This is a genomic window from Sphingomonas kaistensis (assembly GCF_011927725.1).
In the GTDB taxonomy this organism is placed as follows: Bacteria; Pseudomonadota; Alphaproteobacteria; order Sphingomonadales; family Sphingomonadaceae; genus Sphingomicrobium; species Sphingomicrobium kaistense.
Genome location: NZ_JAATJC010000001.1, coordinates 438,638 through 460,105, shown reverse-complemented (window position 1 = coordinate 460,105; position 21,468 = coordinate 438,638). Strand labels below are relative to the sequence as shown.

The window sequence follows — 21,468 nt, the reverse complement described above, 5'->3', positions numbered from 1 at the left end:
AACGAACAGGAGTTAGGACTTCTGGGTTGAGACGGAGTTAAGAAAGCCGGGCCAGAAGCAGGTTCGGATCGAGCCGCGGACTGCCCTCGGCAGCGCGTTCGGCGCCGCGGATCGCCTCGGCAATGGCCCGGTTGACCGGTGCGGGAAGGCCAAGTGCGGCGGCCCGAGCGACCACGGTGCCTTGCAGCTCGTCGATCTCGGTCAACCGGCCGCGCTGGAGATCTTCCCACATCGAGGAACGCGCGGCGGCGTCGATCCGGACCCCGCGCCTGGCGACGATTCGGAACAGGAAGTCGGGCAGGCGCAGCAGGCGCGGGAATCGAGTGACCGGAATCTTGCCGAGGCTCCACGGGGCGATCCCCTCGGCCCGCAACACCGCCAGCGCCTCGTCCTGCGCGGCGGCGAGGATGCGGCGCCAGCGACGGTCGCCAAGCTGTTCGCGCAGGGTCAGGCCGGACAGGGCGTTCAGTGCATTGTTGAGGTTGTAGACGAGCTTGCCCGCAAGCACCGCGGCCATGTCGTCATGGGCAATGATGTCGAGATGGGGGGCGACGAGGGGCGGCGCATCGGCCGCGATCACCAGCGGACCGGAGGTGCCGCGATGGAACCGGCCGTGGCCCCGGTGCAGCACATTGAAGCTGACCATGCCGGCATGGACCTCGCGGCCCGGAAGCGCGGCGCGCAGCAGGTCGGCATTGCCAAGCCCGTTCTGGAGACTGATCACGGCGGCGTCAGCGGGCGCATGGGCGGCGATCAGTTCGGCCATCCCGGCCGTGTCGCCGCTCTTCACCGTGACCAGCACGAGCCCGGCCCCGGTCAACGCTGCGGCGGGATCGGTGTCGACCCTGATCCGGCCGGGCTCCAGCCGCTCGCTCCACCCTTCGAAGCTGGTGAGGGTAAGGCCACCGGCGGTGATCTCGTCGGCGATGCGCGGGCGGGCCAGCAGGACGACCTCGGCACCGCCAAGGGCGAGCAGGCCACCGATGAAGCAGCCGATGCTTCCGGCCCCGGCGATGACGATCTTTCCGCTCACGCCCCGGTGGTGGCCTTTGGACCACCGGTTGACAAGGCGGTCGCTTGGCCGGAAAGACGCGGGGCAATGCTCCGGACCTGGCATCACTGGCGGAATATCCAGACGGCGGCGCGATGGCGCTGGCGGTAGGCCACCTGCACCTTCCACCAGTTTGACCACACCAGATGCGACCCGCCCTCACCCGGCGGGTTTTTTGTTGTTCCTCGAGGCCAGATCCATGACCCAGACCGCCCACTATACCGCCGTCATTCCGGCCACCCCGCCGGTCGACGCCGGGCCCGTTCCCAATCCCTTGCCGCGCCTGCTGGCGGGCGAGGATCTGAGCGCCGACGACAGCCAGCACCTATTCGAGCGGCTGGTGCTGGGACGGCTCGAGCCGGGCGAGATCGGCGGCATGCTGATCGCGCTCCGAATGAAGGGCGAGACGCCCGAGGAGATGATCGGCGCGGCGCAGGCGCTGCTGGCGGCGGCGACCCCGTTCGAACGGCCGGACGGCCTGTTCGCCGACTGTTGCGGCACTGGGGGAGACGGGTCGGGGACGATCAACGTGTCGACGGCGGCGGGCTTTGTCGCGGCGGCGGGCGGGCTCAAAGTCGCCAAGCATGGCAATCGCTCGGTCTCCAGCCGCTGCGGGTCGGCCGACGTCCTCGAGGCGCTTGGGGCGCGGATCGAGCTCGACCCGGCGCAGGCGCGGCAAGTGCTCGACGAGACCGGCTTCACCTTTCTCTTCGCGCCCGCCTACCATTCGGGAATGAAGCATGCGGCAATCGTGCGCCGGCAACTCAGCGTGCGGACGGTGATGAACCTGCTCGGCCCCTGCGTGAACCCGGCCCGGCCGCCGGTGCAGCTGCTGGGCGTTGCGGACGCCCGGATGCTGCGGCGGATCGCGCAGGTGCTTCAGGCGCTGGGGGTCAGCCATGCGCTGGTGGTGCATGGCGCGGGACTGGACGAGGTGGCGCTGCACGCGGAAACCCGCGCGATCCGGCTGAGGGACGGCGAGCTCGAGGAGCTGGTGCTGACCCCCGAGGATGCCGGCTTTGAACGGATGCCCTTGAAAGCGCTCGAGGGCGGCGATCCGGCCGATAATGCGAAGCGGCTGCGCGATCTGCTGGAGGGCGGCGGAAGCCGGGCGGAGCAGCAGGCGGTAGCGCTGAACGCGGGCGCCTTGCTGTGGACCGCCGGGCTGGCGCCAAGCTTTGCCGGAGGCGCGGGCAAGGCGCTCGACCTGCTCGTCACGGGCGCGGCGGGGCGGACACTGCATGGTTTCGTCGAGGCGACCCGTGGCTGACGTGCTCGGGCAGATCATCGCGCACAAGCGGACGGAGGTGGCGGCCCGGCTGCGCGGCTTCGACCCGACCGGGATTGCGCCGACCACCCGCAGCCTGCGTGCGGCGCTGGGCCGGCCGGGCGCCCGCTTCCTGATGGAAGTGAAGCGCGCTTCGCCCTCGGGCCATCGCTCGCCGCACTCGGTGGAGACGGCGATCGAGGCCTATGCGGGGGTCGCCGACGGGGTGAGCTGCCTGACCGACCAGCGCTTCTTCGGTGGCTCGTTCCATGCGCTGGAGACGGTCCGCGCGCGGTTCGACGGACCGCTGCTGGCCAAGGATTTCGTGGTCGACCCCCGCCAGGTGGCCGAGGCGCGGCGGCATGGCGCGGACGCGGTGCTGTGCATGCTGTCGGTGCTGGGCGACGACGAAGCGCGCGGCGTGATGGCGGAGGCCGAGCGGCTTGGCATGGACGTTCTGGTCGAGGTCCATGACGAGGCGGAGCTTGCCCGCGCGCTTGGCCTAGGCGCGACATTGGTCGGGATCAACAACCGTGACTTGAAGACGCTGACCACCGATCTGGCGGTGACCGAGCGGCTGGCGAAGCTTGTGCCGGACCATGTCACCTTGGTCAGCGAATCGGGAGTGGCGACGCGGGCCGACGTCGAACGGCTTGGCGCCCATGCCGACGCCTTCCTGGTCGGATCGTCGCTGATGGCGGCGGACAACGTGTTCGAGGCGGCCCGCGCATTGGTGTTCGGGCGGGTAAAGGTTTGCGGGCTGACCAGGTTGGAGGACGTCGCAGCGGTGGCTGCAGCCGGCTCGACCCATGCCGGGATCATCGTCGTGCCCGGCACGCCGCGGGCCGTCGCCCGAGAGCAGGCCCGCGCCCTGGCGGAGGCGATCCGCGGCGCGGGGATGAAGCCGACCTACGTGTTCCGCAACGAGGAACCGCGCGATGCCGCGGTGGTCGCACAGGCTCTCGATCTCGCGGTGGTGCAGCTCCACGGCCAGGAAACGCCCTCGGCGGTGGCCGAACTGCGCAACGGCTTCGAGGGCGAGATCTGGACCGCTGGCTTCGAGGAGCGCGGCGGCGACCGCCTCCTGTTCGATTCGCCCGGCGGCGGGACCGGCGCGAGCTGCGACTGGGGCGCGGTCGCCGCGCACCCGGCCAGGGCCAGCGCCTTCCTGGCCGGGGGAATCGGCCCCGACAACGCCCGCGCGGCGCAGGCGACAGGGGTCTATGGCCTCGATGCCAGCTCGCGGCTCGAATCGGCGCCGGGCATCAAGGATCACGACAAGATACGGGCGCTGTTCGACGCGCTGCGACTTCCCGACCGGAGAATTTCTGATGAAGCATGACGGACGTTTCGGCCGGTTCGGGGGATGCTTCGTGCCCGAAATCCTGGTCCCCGCACTCGAGCAATTGGAAGCGGCCTTCCTCGAAGCCGAGGGCGACGCCGCCTTCCAGTCAGAGCTTGAGGAACTGCTTACCACTTATGCCGGGCGGCCGACCCCGCTGACCCGCTGCCGCAACCTCGGCAAGGGCACGCAAGCGCGCATCTATCTCAAGCGCGAGGACCTCCTTCACGGCGGTGCGCACAAGACCAACCAGGTGCTCGGCCAGGCCCTGCTGGCCAAGCGGATGGGCAAGCGCCGGCTGATCGCCGAGACGGGCGCTGGCCAGCATGGCGTTGCGACGGCGCTTGCGGGCGCCCTGTTCGGGCTGGAAACCGAGATCTTCATGGGTGCGGACGATGTCGCCCGGCAGCAGCTGAACGTGTTCCGGATGGAGCTGATGGGGGCCAAGGTGGTGCCGGTCACCGCCGGCGACCGGACGCTCAAGGACGCGGTCAACGAAGCGCTGCGCGACTGGACCGCGACCTTTGCCGACACCCATTATCTGCTCGGCACCGCCGCCGGGCCGCACCCTTTCCCGACCATGGTCCGCCAGTTCCAGCGGGTGATCGGCAAGGAGGCGCGCGCCCAGGTGCTGGAAATCGAGGGCCGCCTGCCCGACGTGGTCACCGCCTGCGTCGGCGGCGGGTCCAACGCGATCGGCATGTTCGCCGACTTCGTCGCCGACGACGGCGTACGGCTGGTCGGCTGCGAGGCGGCGGGCAAGGGACTGCACGGGCACGAGCATGGCGCGACCATCCTCAAGGGCACGCCGGGCATCCTGCACGGGACCGAGACCCTGCTGCTGCAGGACAGCGACGGGCAGATCGCGGACACCTGGTCGATGTCGGCCGGGCTCGACTATCCCGGCGTCGGACCGGAGCATGCGTTTCTCAAGGAGAGCGAGCGGGCGGAATATGTCGGGATCACCGACGCCGATGCGCTGGCGGCGTTCCAGGCGCTATCGCGATCGGAGGGGATCATCCCCGCCTTCGAAAGCGCCCATGCGATCGCCTTTGCCCTGGCCGAAGCGGAGCGGGCGGAGAAGGACACGATCATCCTGGTTAACCTGTCGGGCCGGGGGGACAAGGACATGGCCAGCGCGGTCAAGCTGCTGAAGCCGGAGGCCGCGCAATGAGCCGCTACGCGCAGATGTTCGAACGACTGAAGCAGCGTAATGAAGGGGCGTTCGGTGTTTTCCTGATGCTGGGCGATCCCGACAAGGAAACCAGCGCGCGCCTGCTCGATCGCGTGGTCGAGGCTGGCGCGGACATGGTCGAGGTCGGCATCCCCTACAGCGACCCGGTCGCCGATGGTCCGGTGATCCAGGCCGCGTCCGAGCGGGCGCTGGCGGCAGGGATGCGGGTCGACGACAGTTTCGACCTGATCCGCGGGCTTCGCGAACGGAATCCGGCGGTGCCGATCGGCATCCTCACCTATGCCAACATCCTCCACGCCCGCGGGCGGGAGAAGTTCATGGCCGACGCTGCCGAAGCGGGGGCGGATTCGATCCTCGTGGCCGACGTGCCGAGCCTTGAGGCGATCCCCTACAGCGAGGCGGCCAGAGCGGCGGGGCTGGAACTGGTGATGATCGCCGCGCCCAACACGCCTCCGCCGGTGCTGCAGCGAATCGCGGCGCTGTCGGGCGGCTACACCTATTGCGTGGCCCGGGCCGGGGTGACCGGGACCAGCACCACGCTTGCACTTGATCATGACGCCCTGTTCGCCGGCCTCGCCGAGGCGGGAGCACCGCCGCCGGTGCTCGGCTTCGGCATCTCGACGCCGGAGCAGGTCCGCCAGGCACTGGCCAGCGGCGCGGTGGGAGTGATCGCCGGATCGGCGCTGGTGAAGTGCGGCGCGGACGCCGACGCGCTCGGCGAACTTGTCACCGCCCTCAAGGGCGCTACTGGCCTCCTGAACCAGTAAGGGGAAAGCAATGCCCGTATCGCTTGCAGGCCGCACCGCTATCGTCACCGGAGCCGGTGGGGGCCTTGGCCGCACCCACGCGCTGCTGCTGGCGCGGGCCGGGGCGACGGTGATCGTCAACGACGTGCCCCAGAATATCGCCCAGGCCGAAGCGGTGATGGACGAAATCCGCTCCGCGGGCGGGCAGGCCTCGGCGTTCGGTGCAAGCGTCACCAACGAGGACGCGGTGGCCGAAATGGTGGCCAAGGCGGGCGCGGTCGACATCCTCGTCAACAATGCCGGTATCCTGCGCGACAAGAGCTTCGCCAAAATGACCCTGGACGAATTCCGGCTGGTGATGGACGTCCATCTGATGGGCAGCGTCATCTGCACCAAGGCGGTGTGGGACGGGATGCGGGAGCGCAATTACGGCCGGATCGTCATGACGACGTCGAGCTCGGGCCTGTACGGCAATTTCGGCCAGACCAATTATGGCGCGGCGAAGATGGCGCTGGTCGGCTTCATGCAGACCCTCGCCATCGAGGGCGCCAAGAACAACATCCGCGTGAATGCGCTGGCGCCGACCGCGCGCACCGCGATGACCGAGAATCTGCTGCCCCCGCAGGCGCTGGAGCTGCTCGGCCCCGAATATGTCAGCCCCGCGCTGCTCGCGCTGGTGGACGAGGAAGCGCCGACCCGGACCATTCTGGCGGCTGGCGCGCAGGGCGTCGAGCAGGCGCACATCACGCTGACCAAGGGCATTTCGATTAAGGGACTGGACGACCTGGAGGCCGCGTCGGTCATCCTGCAGCGGCTGGACGAGATCGGCGAGCTGTCCACCGCCACCGTGCCCGCGAGCGGGATGGAGCAGGGCCAGGTCGAGCTCGGCAAGGCACTCGGCTGAAACTGCGCAGCCGCCCCTCGGGCCCGCTGGCCGGCGCCTTTCCCGTCCCGGGCGACAAGTCGCTGTCGCACCGCGCGCTGATCTTCGGCGCGCTGGCGGAGGGGGAGACGGTGATCGCCGGGCTGCTGGAAAGCGCCGACGTGCTGGCTACCGCCGACGCGCTGCGGGCGTTCGGGGTCAGGGTGGAGCAGTTCGGGCCGGGGCGCTGGCGGGTGATCGGGGGCAAGTGGCGCTCGCCCGATGCGCCAATCGATTGCGGCAACAGCGGGACCGCGGTGCGGCTGCTGATGGGCGCGGCGGCAGGACAGGGCGTGCGCGCGACCTTTACCGGCGATGCGTCGCTGTCGAAGCGGCCGATGCGGCGGGTGACCGGGCCGCTCGAGGCGATGGGGGTGCGGATCGAGGGCGGCGACCGGCTGCCGCTGACGGTCGAGGGACCGGTGACGCGGGGTATCGCGCACCTCAATGTGCCAGCGAGTGCGCAGGTGAAATCGGCGGTGCTGCTGGCGGGGTTGGGAACTGACCAGTCGGTCGAGGTGGGTGAGCCGGTGCCGAGCCGTGATCATACCGAGATCATGCTGGCCGAGTTCGGGGTCGACGTTGCGCGCGAGGGGCAGATCGCCCGGCTGGGCGCGAAGCGGACTTTGGAAGCGCGGCTGGTCGAGGTCAGCGGCGATCCCTCGTCGGCTGCGTTCGCGCTGGGCGCGGCGGCGATTGTGCCGGGGTCAGAGGTGAGCGTGAAGGACGTACTGCTCAATCCGCACCGCTCGGGGTTCGTCATGGCGCTGCAGCGGATCGGGGCGGACCTGGCGATGTCCAACATCCGCGGGCGCGGCGGCGAGACGATCGGCGACGTGCGGGTGCGGTTCGGACCGCTGTTCGGGGCCGAGTTCACGGCCGAGGAAATCCCTTCGATGGTGGACGAGATCCCGATGCTGGCGGTAGTCGCCGCCGGGGCGCGGGGCGAGACTCGGATCGAAGGCCTCGACGAGCTTCGCCACAAGGAAAGCGACCGGCTGGCGCTGATGGCCGAGGGGCTGAGCGCCTGCGGCGTCGATGCGCGGGCCGAGGGCGATGCGCTGGTGATCCAGGGCGGTCAGATCCGCGGCGGCGGCCAGGTGCGGACCGAGGGCGATCACCGCATCGCGATGAGCCACCTGGTGCTGGGGCTCGCCGCACAGGCGCCGATCACGGTCGATGAGGCCGAGATGATCGGGACCAGCTTCCCGACGTTCCGCGACGCGATGCGGGCCCTCGGCGCGAAGATCGAAGAGGTGGCGACGTGAGTTGGAACAGCTTCGGGCGGCTTTTCCGCTTCACCAGCTGGGGCGAGAGCCACGGGCCGGCGATCGGCGTCGTGGTGGACGGCTGCCCACCGGGCCTCGCGCTCGATGAAGCGCATGTGCAGGGCTTCCTCGACCAGCGTCGGCCGGGAACGGGCAAGAACGTGTCGCCGCGGCAGGAGCCCGACCGGGTGCGGATCCTGTCGGGGCTGTACGAGGGGCGGACGACCGGCACGCCGATCGCGATGATGATCGAGAATGTCGACCAGCGCTCAAAGGATTACGCCGGCCTGCCGCCGCGGCCGGGGCACGCAGACGCCGCCTATGACGCGAAATACGGCTTCCGCGATCCGCGCGGGGGTGGCCGGGCAAGCGCGCGCGAAACCGCGATGCGGGTCGCGGCAGGCGCCATCGCGCGACTGATCATTCCCGAGGTGACGGTGACCGCCTCCGTGGCCGAGCTCGGCGGCGAGGCGGATCCAGAGCGGTGGGAAAGTCTGCTCGACGAGGCGCGCGGCAACCAGGACAGCCTTGGCGCGGTGATCGAGTGCGTCGCCGAGGGCGCGTCGCCCGGCTGGGGGGCGCCCATCTACGCCAAGCTCGATGCCGACCTTGCGGCGGCGGTGATGGGGATCAACGCGGTGAAGGGCGTCGAGATTGGGGAGGGCTTTGCGGCCGGCCGGGCGAGCGGGCGGGCGAGCCTTCCGCTGATGCAGGCCAGCGGCATCGACGGCGGAATCGCGACCGGTCATCCGATCCGCCTCCGCGCTGCGTTCAAGCCGACCAGCAGCATCGGCATCGGCGGGCGGCACGATCCATGTGTCGGGATCAGGGGCGCGCCGGTGGTCGAAGCAATGGTCGCGCTGGTCTTGGCCGATCACAAGCTGCTGCACCGGGGACAGTGCGGCTGACGCCCTAGTGGCATTTGAAGCGGTCGAACGGCTCCAGGCAGTCGCGGCAGCGCCATTGGCTCTTGCACGGGGTCGAGCCGAAGCGGCTGACTTCTTCGACATCCGCTGAGCCGCATTGCGGACAGTGGACTTCGCCCGAGGGCAGGGGCGGGGCGATGCCGTAGCGGCGGAGCTTCTCGTGGCCCTCCGGCGTGATCCAGTCGGTGGTCCAGGGCGGGCTGATCACGGTCTCGATCGTCGTCCCGCGATAGCCGGCCGCGTCGAGCGCGGCGCGGATGCTCTGCTCGATGAACAAGGTCGCGGGGCATCCCGAGTAGGTCGGGGTAATGACCACCCTCTCTTCCGAGACGTCGCGGACGATGCCGAGTTCGACCACCGAGACGGCCGGGATCTCGGGATCGGGGACTTGCGCCAGGACGTCCCAGATCGGCTGCATCACACCCGCTCGATCACCATCGCAATGCCTTGCCCGACGCCGATGCACATGGTCGCCAGCGCATAGCGGCCGCCGGCCTGTTCAAGCTGCAACGCGGCGGTTCCGGCGAGGCGCGCACCGCTCATACCGAGCGGATGGCCGAGCGCGATGGCACCGCCATTGGGGTTCACGCGGGCGTCATCGTCGGGGAGGCCGAGCTGGCGCAGGACGGCGATGCCCTGCGCCGCAAAGGCTTCGTTGAGTTCGATCACGTCCATCTGGTCGAGCGTCAGGCCAAGGCGGGCGAGCAGCTTGGTGGTCGCCGGGGCCGGGCCGATGCCCATGATGCGCGGCGGCACGCCGGCGACGGCGCAGCCCAGCACGCGGGCCTTGGGCGTGAGGCCGAAGCGCTTCGCCGTTTCTTCAGATGCGATCAGAAGCGCGGCGGCGCCGTCGTTGACGCCCGAGGCATTGCCGGCGGTGACGGTGCCGTCCTTGCGGACGATGGGCTTCAACGCGGCCAGTTTGTCGAGCGGGGTCAGGCGCGGATGTTCGTCCCTGTCGACCGTCGTCACCTCGCCCTTGCGGCCGGGAATATCGACGCCGACGATCTCGGCGGCAAAGCGGCCGTTGCCCTGCGCGGCGGCGGTCTTTTCCTGGCTGCGCAGCGCGAACAGGTCCTGGTCCTCGCGGCTGATCGAGAACTCGTCGGCGACGTTCTCGGCGGTCGAGGGCATGGTGTCGTCGCCATAGGCATCGCGCATCTTCGGATTGACGAAGCGCCAGCCGATGGTGGTGTCGTAGATCTCGGCGTTGCGGTCGAACGCCGAGGTCGCCTTGGCCATCACGAACGGCGCTCGGCTCATGCTTTCGGAGCCGCCGGCGATGAGCAGGTCGCCCTCGTCAGAGCGGATCGCTCGGGCAGCCATCGCCACCGCGTCGAGGCCCGACCCGCACAGGCGATTGAGGGTCACGCCGCCGCTGTCGTGCGGAAGGCCCGCCAGCAGCCCGGCCATCCGCGCGAGATTGCGATTATCCTCGCCCGCCTGGTTGGCGCAGCCGAGGATGATGTCGTCCAGCGCCGCCCAGTCGACGCCCGGATTGCGGTCCTTGAGCGCGCGGACGGGGATGGCGGCGAGGTCGTCGGCACGGACCGAGGACAAGGCGCCGCCATAGCGGCCGATTGGAGTGCGGACGTAATCGCAGATGAAGGCGTCGGTCATTCCGCGCTGATCACCCCGCGGCGGATCTGGTCGAGCTCGATGCTCTCGAACAGGGCCTTGAAGTTGCCCTCGCCGAAGCCCTCGTTCCCCTTGCGCTGGATGAGCTCGTAGAAGATCGGGCCGATCACTTCCTGGGTGAAAATCTGCAGCAGCAGGCCCTGTCCCTCCGTCGGCGCGCCGTCGAGGAGGATGCGGCGCTTCTTCAATTCTTCCATCGGCTCGCCATGCTCCGGCACGCGGGCGTCGAGCAGGTCGTAATAGGTGTCGGGCGTATCCTGGAACGGGATGCCGCGCGACTTCAGGATGTCGACGCTGGAATAAATGTCGGTAGTGCCGAGCGCGATGTGCTGGATGCCTTCGCCGTTATACTTGCGGAGGAACTCCTCGATCTGGCTCTTGTCGTCCTGGCTCTCGTTCAGCGGAATGCGGATCTTTCCGCAGGGGCTGGTCATGGCCTTGGAGAACAGGCCGGTGACCTTGCCCTCGATGTCGAAATAGCGAATCTCGCGGAAGTTGAAGAGCTTCTCGTAGAATTCGGCCCAATGGTTCATCCGCCCGCGGCGGACGTTGTGGGTCAGGTGGTCGAGATAGGTGAGGTGGCTGGCCGACGCCTGCATCGCCTCTTCGTGGCCGGGCAGATAGTCGAACAGGTCGGCATAGGCGTCGCCGTGATCGCCGTACTGGTCGATCAGATAGAGCAGCGAGCCGCCGATGCCCTCGATCGCGGGCCAGCCGAGGCCCTTGGCGGTGACGTCGGTGGCGCCGAGTTCCAGCGCGCGGGCGTGGGCGGCGGCGGCGTCCTTGACCCGAAAGGCCATGGCGACCGCCGAGGGGCCATGCTCCTTCGAGAAGTCGGCGGCATGGCTTTCGTCATGCGCGTTGATCAGGAAGTTGATGTCGCCCTGGCGGTGCAGGGTAATGTCCTGCGTGCGATGCCTGGCCACGGCCGGGAAGCCCAGCTTGGCGAACAGGTCGCGCAACAGCTGGGGTTCGGGGGCGGCATATTCGACGAACTCGAAGCCGTCGGTGCCCATCGGGTTCTCGAGGCCGAGCGGCCCCTTTTCGAGCGTGGCGGTAGCCATTGGGGGGATCTCCTTGTCACCGGTCCCTTGCGCCGGGCATGGTCCCTTTTCAAGCTTTGCAAGGGGTGACGGGCATGTGGGAAGAACGGGACGGCGCGCTGCATCGGAGCTTCCGCTTCGCCGATTTCAGCGAGGCGTTCGGCTTCCTGACGCGGGTCGCGCTGCATGCCGAGAAGGTCGATCACCATCCCGAGTTCACCAGCGTCTGGAACCGGGTCGACTTCCGCCTGACCAGCCACGACGCGGGCGGGGTAACCGACCGAGATCGCGCGCTGGCGGAGGTAATCGACCGACTTGCGGCTCAGTAGTAGCGACCGCTGATCTGCCGATTCTTGCGGGCGCCGAGTGCAGCACCGATCAGGGCGCCGACCGGCATTGCAAAGGGCAGCGGAATGGCGATCAGGGCGCCAACGGCCGCATATTTGGTAAGGCGCTTGCCTTCGTCGGTCATAGTCGTTGTTCCTTTCAGTCGAACATCGCGGTGGCGAGCGGCTCGCTCGGCCCGAACCAGATCACGTGCTGGGTGTGGTCCGAACGATCGTTGCCGGTGGAGGGGTGCGCAAACACGGTCAGCCCACGGCGGTTGAGCGGGAGCCAGCAGGCGGCCTCGCCGAAGCGATTGGGCGCCACCGTCAACTGGACCGATCCGCGCGGATGCGGCCCGACCGGAACGGTGTGGAAGTGGCCGACCGAGGCACCGAACTGCTCCGCCACCTCGGCCGCGACCGTGCGGGCGAGATCGACCTCTTGCGGATCGAAATAGAGGTGGACGTGGAAGTCGCTCGGGATCGCCATGGGGCCGAGATGGGGAGCGAGGAGGCGGTTCGAAAGGGTCGGCTTCCATTCAGGTTCGAACGCGCATAAGCTCCGCCCATGACCGCGCACGTCGCCATCGCCGCTCCTTATTATCGCCACGAGGTGGGGATCGGCTGACGCGCGTCTGACAGGACCAGCTTTCCGCCACCCCGCCCGGCCACCGCCAGGCGGGTTTTTTTGTGTTCGTTTCTCGAGGACCGTCCAACATGCTCAAGCAATTCCATCGTGCCGAGGCCAACCCGCAGCTGCCGGGCTGGCAGGCCTATGTGGTGGACCAGGGCTGGGACCGGTTCAGCGCCGAGGATCACGAGACGTGGGACATCCTGCACGACCGCCAGACCGCGCTGCTGCAGGGGCGGATCGTGTCGCGGTTCATGGACGGGCTCGGCAGGATCGGGCTCGGTGACGGCGGGATTCCCGAACTCGGACGCCTGAACGACAGGCTGCAGCCGCTGACCGGGTGGCGCTGCGTGGCGGTGGCCGGGCTGGTACCCGACGAGGCGTTCTTCGCGATGCTGGGTGAGCGGGTGTTCCCGATCGGCAATTTCATCCGCACCCGCGCCGAGCTCGACTATCTCGAGGAGCCCGACTGCTTCCACGACATCTACGGCCATGTGCCGATGCTGGCCGACCGGGCGGTGGCCGACGCGATGCGGACGTTCGGCGAAATGGGCGTGAGGGCGATTGCGGCGGGTGAGGGCGACAAGGTCGCACGGATGTACTGGCACACGATCGAGTTCGGGCTGGTCCGGGAGGAGGGCGAGACCCGCATCCTTGGCGCGGGGTTGGCGTCGAGCTTCGGGGAAGCCGCCAAGAGCCTCGAGGATCCGGCGATCGAGCGGCGGCGGTTCACGCCGGCAACGGCGGTGGCGACGCCCTACCGGCACGATGCGATGCAGCCGCTTTACCTGGTCGCCGACGGCATGGACGAGGTGGTCGAGGCGCTGGAAGGGCCGCTGCCCTAGGCTGGCGCGGGGGCGGTGCTTCTGCTTAGCATTGGCGTATGAGCATCTGGCATTCCCCCGACTTCGACGCCGCTAATTTCACCCGCCTGGGCGGGGCGACCATGCCCGGGCACCTCGGCATGGTGTTCACCGCGCGCGGCGAGGACTGGGTCGAGGCGACCATGCCGGTCGATCATCGCACCCACCAGCCGTTCGGACGGCTTCACGGCGGCGCCAGCGTCGCGCTGGCCGAGACGGTGGCGAGCATGGCCGGGGCGATGACGGTCGACCCGGCACACAAGGTGGTGGTCGGACTGGAGATCAACGCCAACCACATCCGCCCGGTGCGCGACGGTCTGGTCACCGCTCGGGCGAGCGCTGAGGCGATCGGGCGGACCACGCAGATCTGGACGATCCGAATCACCGACGAGCGCGGCAAGCTGGTCTGCCTGTCGCGGATCACGCTGGCGGTAATCCCGACCCAGCAGGCCTAGGGGGTCGGCAGGCCGCGGCTGCCAAGGAAGCGCAGCGTCTGTCGCACCACGTCGCGGGTGGCCGGGCGGGACACGCCGAACCCCATGTGATTGCAGCCAAGCTCGACCGCCTCGTCGCTCTCTTCCGGCTGGCCGCGGGCCGAGGCCGGGGCGACGATGCCGTCGCGGCGCGACCAGAGGGCGAGGGCGGGAACCGGCGGCTTGTCGCAGATGCGCGGAAGCGGCGGATTGTCGACCTTGTGGCCGGCGACCAGTTCGTAGAGCCGCCAGACGTTGTTGGCGCGCAGGTCGCCCGAAAAGGGCGAGCCGAGGGTCACCACCGCGCTGACGAGGTCGGGGCGGTGCCGGGCGAGTTCGCGCGCGAACAGGCCGCCGAGGCTCCAGCCGATCACCAGCACCTTTCCGTCGTCGCCAGCAACTTCGACCAGCCGCCGTTCGAGCCGCTCAAGCGTATCGACACGGGCCCCGCGGTTGAGGCCGAGCGCCCAGGGGTGGGTACGGAACCCTGCCTCGGCAAAGGCGCGGCGAAGCTCCAGGGTGGTTCGGTCAGTGGCGACGAAACCGGGGATCACCAGCGCGGGGGGTCCGTCGACCGGTCCCCGGGGTCCGAGATGGCCGAAGCCGTTGAGGAGCCGCGGCGCAAGGCTCAGCGCCTCGGTCAGGCGGCGATAGCCCGGAGGGGCGAGATGATCGCGCCCGTTCAGAGCCACTCCCCGCCCATCAGGCCCTGCAGCGCCTTGGGCAGGCGCACCCGGCCGTCCTCGGTCTGGTGGTTCTCCAGCAGGGGCACGAGGATCCGCGGGCTCGCCAGCGCGGTGTTGTTGAGGGTGTGGGCGACGCGAACCTTGCCCTCGGCATCGCGGTAGCGGAGGTTCGCGCGGCGGGCCTGCCAGTCGTGCAGGGTCGAGCAGCTGTGCGTTTCGCGATATTTGCCGAGGCTCGGCACCCAGCTCTCGATATCATTCATCCGGAATTTGCCGAGGCCCATGTCGCCGGTCGAAGTCTCGATCACCTGATAGGGGATTTCGAGGTCGGCCAGCAGCGCTTCGGCGAGGCCGAGCAGCTTGGCGTGCCAGTCGGCGGACACCGCCTCGTCGGCTTCGCAGATGACGAACTGTTCGACCTTGGCGAACTGGTGGACCCGCAGCAGGCCGCGAACGTCACGGCCCGCGCTGCCTGCCTCGCGGCGGAAACAGGGCGAATAGCCGGCATAGAGCACCGGGCCCTTCGAGAGGTCGAGAATCTCGCCCGAATGAAGCGAGGTCAGCGCCACCTCGGCGGTGCCCGCCAGCCACAGGTCGTCGTTGGGAAGCTGGTAGGTTTCCTCCTTGTGGCCGGGGAACTGGCCCTGGCGGACGAACGCCTCCTCGCGGACCAGCGCGGGGACGGTGATCGGAGTGAAGCCGGCGGCGGCGATCTTGCCCAGCGCCCAGGCCATCAGATTGGCCTCGAGCAGGGCGAGGCGGCCCTTGAGGCAATATTGGCGGCTGCCCGAGACCTGGACGATGCGGCCAAGGTCGGCCCAGTCGTTCATCTCGCACAGCTCGACATGGTCGCGCGGCGTGAAGCCGAAGTCGGGCAGCTTGCCCTCGGTGCGCATGACGACGTTGCTGTTCTCGTCCGGCCCGACCGGAGCGCCCTCCCACGGAATGTTGGGCAGGCGGAGCAGGGCGTCACGAAGCTCGGCTTCCTTGTCGGCGATCCCAGCTTCGAGCTCGGACGCTTTCGCCCCGGCTTCCTTGGCACGGCGGCCCAGTTCGGCCTTTTCCTCCGGCGCGGCGGTCTTGAAGCCGGCCGAAATGGCGTTGCGCTCGGCCCTCAGGCGGTCGATGTCGGTCTTGTTGGCGCGGACCTCCGCCTCAAGCGCGAGGATGGCGTCGAGGTCCACCGCTACGTTCTTTTGGCTAGCAGCGCGGGCGACGAGGTCGCGGTTCTGGCGGAGGAAAGCGAGGTCCAGCATGGGGTGGCGGATGCGCGATTGCGTCCCGCGACGCAACCTCTGCGACCTCCCGAGGCTTGACCGGCACTCGCCTTGCGTCTTTGCAGTCGGGCGACAAACAAGGGGATCACATGCCTTCCGGACTTGCCGCGCTGCTCGACGATGTGGCGACCATTGCCAAGCTTGCCGCTGCCAGTGTCGACGATGTCGGCGCCGCCGCCGGGCGCGCCGGGATGAAGGCGGCCGGGGTGGTGATCGACGATACGGCGGTCACCCCGCGCTACGTCACCGGGCTCAGCCCCGCCCGCGAACTGCCGATCATTCTGAAGATCGCACGTGGATCGCTTTTCAATAAGCTCGTCATCCTGCTCCCCGCCGCGCTGCTGCTCGCGGCGTTCGCGCCATGGGCGGTCACGCCCCTGCTGATGATCGGCGGCGCCTTCCTTGCCTATGAAGCGACCCACAAGATCTGGGAAAAGGTTAGTGGGCACAGCCATACGGCCGAGGAACTGATCGATGTCTCCGATCCCGGCGAGCTGGAGGACCGGCAGGTCAAGGGCGCGGTCCGGACGGACTTCATCCTGTCCGCCGAGATCATGGCCATCGCCCTTGCGGAAGTGGAAGCCAACAGCATCGGGACGCAGGCCGGAATCCTTGCAGTGGTGGCGATCGCCATCACGATCGGCGTTTACGGTGTCGTCGGGCTGATCGTGAAGCTGGACGATATCGGGCTGCACCTGGCCGAGCGCGGGCCAAGCTTCGCGCAGAGCTTCGGCCGCGCGCTGGTTCGGGGAGTCCCCAAGCTGCTGGCCGCGCTGGCGGTGATCGGAACCGCGGCGATGCTGTGGGTCGGCGGGCAGATCCTGCTTCACGGGCTCGAGGACCTGAACATCGCCGCGGCGATCCCGCACTTCGTCCATGACGCGTCCCACAGCATTGCCGAGGGCATCGGGTTCGCGGTGCCGGTTTGGGAATGGGTGCTGAACGCGCTTGGCGGCGCGGTCGCGGGCATCGTGGTCGGCGGCGTCATCGTCGCGCTGCTGGGCCTCCTGCCAAGCCGCAAGGCCCCCGAAGTCGAGGCGGGCGCGCACTGAGCGCCCTATTGGTCTTCGTCGGTGGCGGCAGCGGGGCGATGCTCCGCTGGTGGCTCGGCGGGCTGGTGGCGAGCCCGTGGGGAACACTGGCGGTAAACCTGATCGGTTGCCTGGCGATGGGGCTGCTCGCCGGGGTGCTCGGTCGGAGCGGCGGAGCCGAGCAGGCGCGGCTGCTGCTGGGAGTGGGGTTGCTCGGCGGGTTCACCACCATGAGCGCGTTTGCGCTGGACACGGTGCTGCTGTGGACCCGCGCGCCCGGCACCGCGCTGCTTTATGCCGGCCTGACGATTGCCGGATCGCTGGCCGGGCTTGCGCTGGGCCTGGCGCTGACCCGCTAGAGGCGGAAATTCAGCCGAACGCCGAGGTTGTCGATGCCGGGGTTCTGCTTGCCCGCCAGCTGGGCGTGGCTGAAGTGGACCCAGCTCGCCTCCACCCCGACACTGTCGCTGAGTCGGGCGCCGATCGCAACCTCGGGCGCGAACAGCACCCGGCTGCCGAGCGCGAGGCGATCGGGGAGGTCGACCTTCGACGCCGACCCGTCGTGCACCGCGAGCCCGACCCCCGGCCGGACGTAGAGGCGGTCACCGAACCGCGCCGACAGGCCGGCAGCGAGGAAGTTGGTGCCGCCGTCGGTGTTGAGCTGGCCGAAGACATAGGGCTGCAGCGGCGTGCCGGCGATGCGCCCGCCACGGATGCCCGCACTGACGTCCGCACCGCCTTCGCGGTCGGAGTTGAGGCTGAGCGGCGTCTTGACGCCATGGGCGTGGAGGCCGGCGAAGACCTCGGCGGCGGAGGCAGCGGAGGGGACGCACAGGACGGCGGCAAGCAGCAATGCGGATCTGATCATCGCCCCTCATAGGTCTGAAAGCGCTTGGACGCCAAGCACTTGAGACGCCCGGCATGGGGAACTGCATTGCCGATGGAGGCTTCAGCATTCATGATGCCCCTGCCTAAATGGAGTGCCTCGATGCGTCGTCTCCTCCCCTTTGCCCTTGTCGCAGCGCTGGGCGGCCTGGGCCTCGCCGGCTGCGCCACCGCGCCAGGCATGACGACGACCCCGCGGGTCGCGCCCGCCTTCATCGCGATGGCGGCGTCGACCGACCTGTTCGAGGTGGAAAGCAGCCGGCTGGCCCTCCAGCGCAGCCGCGACCCCGGGATCCGGATGCATGCCGAACTGATGATCCGCGACCACACCAACACCAGCGCGCAGCTGCGCGCGGCCGCGGCAAGCGCGGGTTTCGGTGTGCCGACGCAGATGCTGCCGATGCACCTCGACATGCTGAGCGCCCTTTCGCGCTCACCAACTTTCGATGCCACCTATCGCGCCCAGCAGGTCACCAGCCACCGGCAGGCGCTGGCACTGATGGATCGATATGCGCGCCGCGGCGACGTGCCGCAGATGCGCGGGGTGGCGGCGGCCACGGTGCCGGTGGTCCGCGGGCACCTCGATCACATCGTTCGGAGGTAGCTCAGGCCCTTGCCTGCCAGGCCCGCACGGCATCGTCGGGGCTGAGCAGCATCCAAATGTTGAGCGTCAGATTGTCGCGGATGATCGCTAGCGAAATGAGCTCGAGCACCAGCACGATCATCACGCTGGCCCAGACCGGCACCCGCGCCGCAACCAGGAAGCCGGCGATCATCATCGCAATGTCGCTGACCGAATTGAGCACCGAATCGCCGCGATAGCCGAGCGCGATGGTCGCCTCGCGGTAGCGGTTGATGATCACCGGGGAGTTTTCGACGATTTCCCACGCCGCCTCGACCAGCGTCGCGGCGAGCAGCTTCTGCCCTGGCTGCCACCGCTTCGCGACGAGATGGAGGAGGCCATAGAAGAGGAAGCCGTGAACGACGTGGCTTGCACTGTACCAGTCGAGCAGCATCTGGCTCTGCTTCGCGCCGACCGGGCCCCACAGTTCGATCAGCCCGCCCTTGTAGGTGAGCGGACGGCCCATCAGCCACAGGATGGCGGCGGCGGCGAGGACGACGAGGGCAGTGGCGACGAACGGCCGGGCTTTCTTGCTCACGCGCATTCCACGGTCAGATGGGCAATCCTCTTGTCGTCGCCGAGGCGGCGGCGGATCTCGCTGGCGGGCGCGCCGGTGGCGGAGACGATGGCGGCGTAGCGGCCGGGCCCGACAGCCCACAAGTGCCAGTCGTGGACGATGACGTCACCCGGTCCTTCGATCCGGCGCTTGAGATCGTCGCACAGATGCTGGTCGGGGACCTTGTCGAGAAGCACCGCGGCGGTTTCCGCGACGAGGCCGCGGCTCCAGTTGAGGATCACGAGAGCACCGACCACCCCGACCGCGGCATCGAGCCAGCCGACCCCATACCACCAGCCCGCGGCGAGGGCGGCGATCGCCAGGACGCTGGTCAGCGCGTCGGCAAGGACATGGAGATAGGCCGCGCGGAGGTTGTGGTCGCTTCCGTGGGAGTGGCCGTGATCGTGGGCATGGTCGTGGTCGTGGCTGTGACCGTGACCCAGCAGCGCAGCGCTGGCGAGATTCACGATCAGGCCGATCACCGCCACGATCAGCGCGTCGCCGTAGGCCACCGTGCGCGGCTCGAACAGGCGGACGCCGCTTTCGTAGAGGATGCCGAGCGCCACTGCGGCGAGGCCGAGGGCGGAGGCGAAGCCGGCGAGGCTGCCGACCTTGCCGGTGCCCCAGCTGTACCGCTCGTCGCCATTGTTGCGACGGGCAAAGCTGTAGGCGAGTGCGCTGACCCCGAGCGCAAGGGTGTGGGTCGCCATGTGCCAGCCGTCGGCGACCAGCGCCATCGAACCGGCCAGGGTCCCGGTGACGATCTCCGCCACCATCATGACGGCGCTAAGTACCACTACCCAGCGGGTGCGCCGGGCGTTGCGGTCGTGGGCGTGCCCGAGGAAGTCGTGCGCATGGGTCGGCATTGCCCCTCGTGGCTAGGGCAGCGCCGGACTCTTGCCAAGGCGGAGATGCAGGGCCCAAGAAGCGTCCATGCTGCGTGCTTACGGTCCCGATTGCGATGGTTCGGTCATCACCGCCGAAGGCAGCATCCCCGCCACTGCGACCTGGATCGACCTCGAGGAGCCGACCCGCGAGGAGGAGGAGATGGTCGAGCGATCGCTGGGCTTCGCAGTGCCGACCCGAGACGACATGGTCGAGATCGAGCCGTCGAGCCGCCTCTACGAGCGCGACGGGGCGCTGGTGATGACGGTGAGCGTATTGTTCGGGGTGCAGGAAGGCCATCCGCAAAGCGAGCCGATCAGCTTTCTCCTCAAGGGCGGCAAGCTGGTGACGGTACGCTATGTAACGCCCAAGCCGTGGCTTGCCTTCAGCCGCGAGGCGCGGAGCGAGATCGCGCTGGTGAGGGACGCGACGACCGCGCTGACCCGGCTACTCGATGCGGTGGTCGACCGGTTGGCCGACGAGCTGGAGGTGGCAGGGGCCGAGATCGAGCGGCTCTCCCACGATACTTTCCGCAGCAACGATTATGAGCGGATCTCGACCAAGCAGCTGGAAGCGGTGTTGCGGCGGATCGGACAAGTCCAGAATTTGATCGCCAAGATCCGGATCACCGCGGTCAGTACCGCGCGGGCGCTGGGCTTCCTGGCGGCGTCCGACCGATTGCATGGTCCGGAGTGCGAGCGGACCCGCGACCTCATTTCCAGTCTCAGCACCGACGTCGCGGCACTGATCGACCACAGCGCCTTCCTGTCGGGGCAGCTGACCTTCCTGCTCGACGCCAGCCTTGGCCTCATCAGCATCGAGCAGAATGCGGCCATGAAGCTGTTCAGCTGGATGGCGGTCGTGTTCCTGCCGCCGACGCTGATCGCCGGCATCTTCGGCATGAATTTCGTCCACATGCCCGAACTGGACGAAGTGTGGGGCTATCCGATGAGCCTGGGGTTGATGCTGGTCAGCGCGGTGTTGCCGCTGTGGATCCTGAAGCGGCGGGGCTGGATCTAGGCGCGGAGCAGGAAGGCCGAGCCGGAGGACATCGCCGCAGCATCGGCGACGACCGGCTGGCTGGAGGCGGCGAGGCGGCGTGCAAGCGCTATCCGGGCCATGCTGAGATCACCCAGCGGAAGGCCCGAACGACCGGCTTCGGCGCGCTCGAAAGCGGCGAGGCGGCGGTCGAAGGTCGGGCTTGTGAACGACATGGCTTTTCCCCGCGCAGGTCACGGCCTGACGCCGGAACCCCCGCATCAACCGCCCGGGCACACGGATGTTCCCACCCAGGTGATTCTTTTCACGGCACAATGGCGACACGGTCATTGCCCGCTCGCAACAATCGCGCTCCGGGGTCGTTACGGCGGCATGAAGGGTCGGAAACGCTCGTGGCTAGTGCAGGCTGGCGACCGCTTGTCGGAAGCGGTGGCGCGGCTGTTCGCGCACCCGATCATGCACATCGTGGTGATCATCTTCTGCTGTGCCTGGTTCGCGGTGGGACTGCCGACCGATCTTCTGACCGCCGCGCTGTCGATCCTTGCCATCACCCTCGCGCAGATGGTGCTCAACGGCCAGTATGACCGGGAGGCCGAAGCACACCGCCGCGATGTCGCGATGCATGCAAAACTCGACGAGCTGATCCACGCGACCAAGCGCGCCCGCGACGAGATGGCCGGGATCGAGGAAGAGCTGGACGAGAAGGAAATCCGCGAGCTTCGCGAGGAAGCCAAGGAATTGGTCGAGGCGGCAGCCAAGCGGACCAACGACATCGCCGATGGCGAACGGGCCAAGCGCGCGATCGAGCAGGTCGGCGACGGCCGCTAGCCCCTTTG

The 21,468-nt window shown here is 68.6% G+C and carries 27 protein-coding genes; 15 read left to right on the top strand and 12 right to left on the bottom strand.

The genetic code is table 11. From position 1 onward, the window contains the following. Nucleotides 1–37 precede the first annotated feature (37 nt). Nucleotides 38–1,033 (bottom strand): 2-dehydropantoate 2-reductase, encoded by a 996-nt coding sequence (locus GGQ97_RS02180; RefSeq protein ID WP_209022775.1) that lies wholly within the window; start codon nucleotides 1,031–1,033, stop codon nucleotides 38–40. Nucleotides 1,034–1,250: 217 nt separating this feature from the next. Here GGQ97_RS02180 and trpD point away from each other — a divergent pair, with 217 nt between their 5' ends. Genes trpD through GGQ97_RS02145 form a run of 7 tightly spaced genes read left to right on the top strand, consistent with a single transcriptional unit; the run spans nucleotide 1,251 to nucleotide 8,699 of the window. Then, on the top strand, nucleotides 1,251–2,321 hold the full coding sequence (trpD, locus tag GGQ97_RS02175) for an anthranilate phosphoribosyltransferase (protein ID WP_168067432.1): 1,071 nt from the start codon (nucleotides 1,251–1,253) through the stop codon (nucleotides 2,319–2,321). After that, entirely contained in the window at nucleotides 2,314–3,660 is a 1,347-nt protein-coding gene (trpCF, locus tag GGQ97_RS02170; protein ID WP_209022774.1) for a bifunctional indole-3-glycerol-phosphate synthase TrpC/phosphoribosylanthranilate isomerase TrpF, read from the top strand. The genes trpD and trpCF overlap by 8 nt, the downstream gene beginning before the upstream one ends. Beyond that, a complete protein-coding gene (gene trpB / locus GGQ97_RS02165) occupies nucleotides 3,650–4,834 on the top strand; it encodes a tryptophan synthase subunit beta (RefSeq protein WP_168067430.1) in 1,185 nt (394 codons plus the stop codon). Before trpCF ends, trpB begins: the two co-directional genes overlap by 11 nt. Then, the gene (gene trpA, locus GGQ97_RS02160; RefSeq protein WP_168067429.1) at nucleotides 4,831–5,622 is read left to right on the top strand and encodes a tryptophan synthase subunit alpha; all 792 of its coding nucleotides are present in this window, start codon (nucleotides 4,831–4,833) and stop codon (nucleotides 5,620–5,622) included. The genes trpB and trpA overlap by 4 nt, the downstream gene beginning before the upstream one ends. A gap of 10 nt (nucleotides 5,623–5,632) precedes the next feature. Next, on the top strand, nucleotides 5,633–6,505 hold the full coding sequence (locus GGQ97_RS02155; protein WP_168067428.1) for an SDR family NAD(P)-dependent oxidoreductase: 873 nt from the start codon (nucleotides 5,633–5,635) through the stop codon (nucleotides 6,503–6,505). Then, nucleotides 6,502–7,791, top strand: coding sequence for a 3-phosphoshikimate 1-carboxyvinyltransferase (gene aroA / locus GGQ97_RS02150; protein ID WP_168070638.1), 1,290 nt, complete (start codon nucleotides 6,502–6,504; stop codon nucleotides 7,789–7,791). The genes GGQ97_RS02155 and aroA overlap by 4 nt, the downstream gene beginning before the upstream one ends. Then, nucleotides 7,788–8,699 (top strand): chorismate synthase, encoded by a 912-nt coding sequence (locus GGQ97_RS02145; protein ID WP_168067427.1) that lies wholly within the window; start codon nucleotides 7,788–7,790, stop codon nucleotides 8,697–8,699. The genes aroA and GGQ97_RS02145 overlap by 4 nt, the downstream gene beginning before the upstream one ends. A 4-nt stretch (nucleotides 8,700–8,703) precedes the next feature. On the opposite strand, the gene paaD is transcribed toward GGQ97_RS02145, so the two are convergent. The 3 genes from paaD to hppD are packed head-to-tail and all read right to left on the bottom strand — an operon-like array spanning nucleotide 8,704 to nucleotide 11,419. After that, complete coding sequence (gene paaD / locus GGQ97_RS02140) at nucleotides 8,704–9,135, bottom strand: 1,2-phenylacetyl-CoA epoxidase subunit PaaD (protein ID WP_168067426.1); 432 nt, start codon at nucleotides 9,133–9,135, stop codon at nucleotides 8,704–8,706. Continuing rightward, a complete protein-coding gene (gene pcaF, locus GGQ97_RS02135) occupies nucleotides 9,135–10,337 on the bottom strand; it encodes a 3-oxoadipyl-CoA thiolase (RefSeq protein WP_168067425.1) in 1,203 nt (400 codons plus the stop codon). Before pcaF ends, paaD begins: the two co-directional genes overlap by 1 nt. Beyond that, nucleotides 10,334–11,419, bottom strand: a complete 1,086-nt coding sequence (gene hppD / locus GGQ97_RS02130) for a 4-hydroxyphenylpyruvate dioxygenase (protein ID WP_168067424.1) — start codon at nucleotides 11,417–11,419, stop codon at nucleotides 10,334–10,336. Before hppD ends, pcaF begins: the two co-directional genes overlap by 4 nt. 74 nt (nucleotides 11,420–11,493) lie before the next feature. Between hppD and GGQ97_RS02125 the strand changes: the two genes are divergently transcribed. Continuing rightward, on the top strand, nucleotides 11,494–11,727 hold the full coding sequence (locus GGQ97_RS02125) for a 4a-hydroxytetrahydrobiopterin dehydratase (RefSeq protein ID WP_245197813.1): 234 nt from the start codon (nucleotides 11,494–11,496) through the stop codon (nucleotides 11,725–11,727). Here GGQ97_RS02125 and GGQ97_RS02120 read toward each other — a convergent pair. Then, nucleotides 11,721–11,870, bottom strand: a complete 150-nt coding sequence (locus tag GGQ97_RS02120) for a hypothetical protein (RefSeq protein WP_168067422.1) — start codon at nucleotides 11,868–11,870, stop codon at nucleotides 11,721–11,723. The genes GGQ97_RS02125 and GGQ97_RS02120 overlap by 7 nt on opposite strands. Before the next feature lie 14 nt (nucleotides 11,871–11,884). Further along, nucleotides 11,885–12,214, bottom strand: a complete 330-nt coding sequence (locus tag GGQ97_RS02115) for a DOPA 4,5-dioxygenase family protein (protein ID WP_168067421.1) — start codon at nucleotides 12,212–12,214, stop codon at nucleotides 11,885–11,887. Nucleotides 12,215–12,441: 227 nt separating this feature from the next. Here GGQ97_RS02115 and GGQ97_RS02110 point away from each other — a divergent pair, with 227 nt between their 5' ends. Next, complete coding sequence (locus tag GGQ97_RS02110; RefSeq protein ID WP_168067420.1) at nucleotides 12,442–13,200, top strand: phenylalanine 4-monooxygenase; 759 nt, start codon at nucleotides 12,442–12,444, stop codon at nucleotides 13,198–13,200. Between the two features lie 38 nt (nucleotides 13,201–13,238). Next, entirely contained in the window at nucleotides 13,239–13,673 is a 435-nt protein-coding gene (locus GGQ97_RS02105) for a hotdog fold thioesterase (protein ID WP_168067419.1), read from the top strand. Here GGQ97_RS02105 and GGQ97_RS02100 read toward each other — a convergent pair. Then, the gene (locus GGQ97_RS02100) at nucleotides 13,670–14,383 is read right to left on the bottom strand and encodes an alpha/beta hydrolase family protein (protein WP_342448423.1); all 714 of its coding nucleotides are present in this window, start codon (nucleotides 14,381–14,383) and stop codon (nucleotides 13,670–13,672) included. The two genes, GGQ97_RS02105 and GGQ97_RS02100, sit on opposite strands and share 4 nt — an antisense overlap. Beyond that, nucleotides 14,374–15,633 carry a serine--tRNA ligase gene (gene serS, locus GGQ97_RS02095; protein ID WP_168067418.1) on the bottom strand — a complete coding sequence of 420 codons (1,260 nt, stop codon included), beginning with the start codon at nucleotides 15,631–15,633 and terminating at the stop codon, nucleotides 14,374–14,376. Before serS ends, GGQ97_RS02100 begins: the two co-directional genes overlap by 10 nt. A 110-nt stretch (nucleotides 15,634–15,743) precedes the next feature. Here serS and GGQ97_RS02090 point away from each other — a divergent pair, with 110 nt between their 5' ends. Both GGQ97_RS02090 and GGQ97_RS02085 read left to right on the top strand, forming a co-directional pair. Next, a complete protein-coding gene (locus GGQ97_RS02090; RefSeq protein ID WP_168067417.1) occupies nucleotides 15,744–16,706 on the top strand; it encodes a DUF808 domain-containing protein in 963 nt (320 codons plus the stop codon). An 8-nt stretch (nucleotides 16,707–16,714) separates the two neighbouring features. Continuing rightward, a complete protein-coding gene (locus GGQ97_RS02085; protein ID WP_168067047.1) occupies nucleotides 16,715–17,044 on the top strand; it encodes a FluC/FEX family fluoride channel in 330 nt (109 codons plus the stop codon). Here GGQ97_RS02085 and GGQ97_RS02080 read toward each other — a convergent pair. After that, nucleotides 17,041–17,553, bottom strand: coding sequence for an acyloxyacyl hydrolase (locus tag GGQ97_RS02080; RefSeq protein ID WP_168067416.1), 513 nt, complete (start codon nucleotides 17,551–17,553; stop codon nucleotides 17,041–17,043). The genes GGQ97_RS02085 and GGQ97_RS02080 overlap by 4 nt on opposite strands. A 120-nt stretch (nucleotides 17,554–17,673) precedes the next feature. On the opposite strand from GGQ97_RS02080, the gene GGQ97_RS02075 reads away from it, so the two are divergent. Next, a complete protein-coding gene (locus tag GGQ97_RS02075) occupies nucleotides 17,674–18,174 on the top strand; it encodes a DUF4142 domain-containing protein (protein WP_168067415.1) in 501 nt (166 codons plus the stop codon). Between the two features lies 1 nt (nucleotide 18,175). Here the strand turns inward: GGQ97_RS02075 and GGQ97_RS02070 are convergent, their stop codons facing one another. Continuing rightward, nucleotides 18,176–18,736 carry a DUF2585 family protein gene (locus GGQ97_RS02070; RefSeq protein WP_168067414.1) on the bottom strand — a complete coding sequence of 187 codons (561 nt, stop codon included), beginning with the start codon at nucleotides 18,734–18,736 and terminating at the stop codon, nucleotides 18,176–18,178. Further along, nucleotides 18,727–19,614 carry a CDF family Co(II)/Ni(II) efflux transporter DmeF gene (gene dmeF, locus GGQ97_RS02065; protein ID WP_168067413.1) on the bottom strand — a complete coding sequence of 296 codons (888 nt, stop codon included), beginning with the start codon at nucleotides 19,612–19,614 and terminating at the stop codon, nucleotides 18,727–18,729. The genes GGQ97_RS02070 and dmeF overlap by 10 nt, the downstream gene beginning before the upstream one ends. Nucleotides 19,615–19,681: 67 nt before the next feature. On the opposite strand from dmeF, the gene GGQ97_RS02060 reads away from it, so the two are divergent. Then, entirely contained in the window at nucleotides 19,682–20,653 is a 972-nt protein-coding gene (locus tag GGQ97_RS02060) for a magnesium transporter CorA family protein (RefSeq protein WP_168067412.1), read from the top strand. Here the strand turns inward: GGQ97_RS02060 and GGQ97_RS02055 are convergent. Then, nucleotides 20,650–20,847: a hypothetical protein gene (locus GGQ97_RS02055; protein WP_168067411.1), complete on the bottom strand. Its 198-nt coding sequence runs from the start codon at nucleotides 20,845–20,847 to the stop codon at nucleotides 20,650–20,652. The two genes, GGQ97_RS02060 and GGQ97_RS02055, sit on opposite strands and share 4 nt — an antisense overlap. A 157-nt stretch (nucleotides 20,848–21,004) precedes the next feature. Here GGQ97_RS02055 and GGQ97_RS02050 point away from each other — a divergent pair, with 157 nt between their 5' ends. After that, a complete protein-coding gene (locus GGQ97_RS02050; protein ID WP_168067410.1) occupies nucleotides 21,005–21,460 on the top strand; it encodes a low affinity iron permease family protein in 456 nt (151 codons plus the stop codon). The last annotated feature ends 8 nt before the right edge of the window (nucleotides 21,461–21,468 follow it).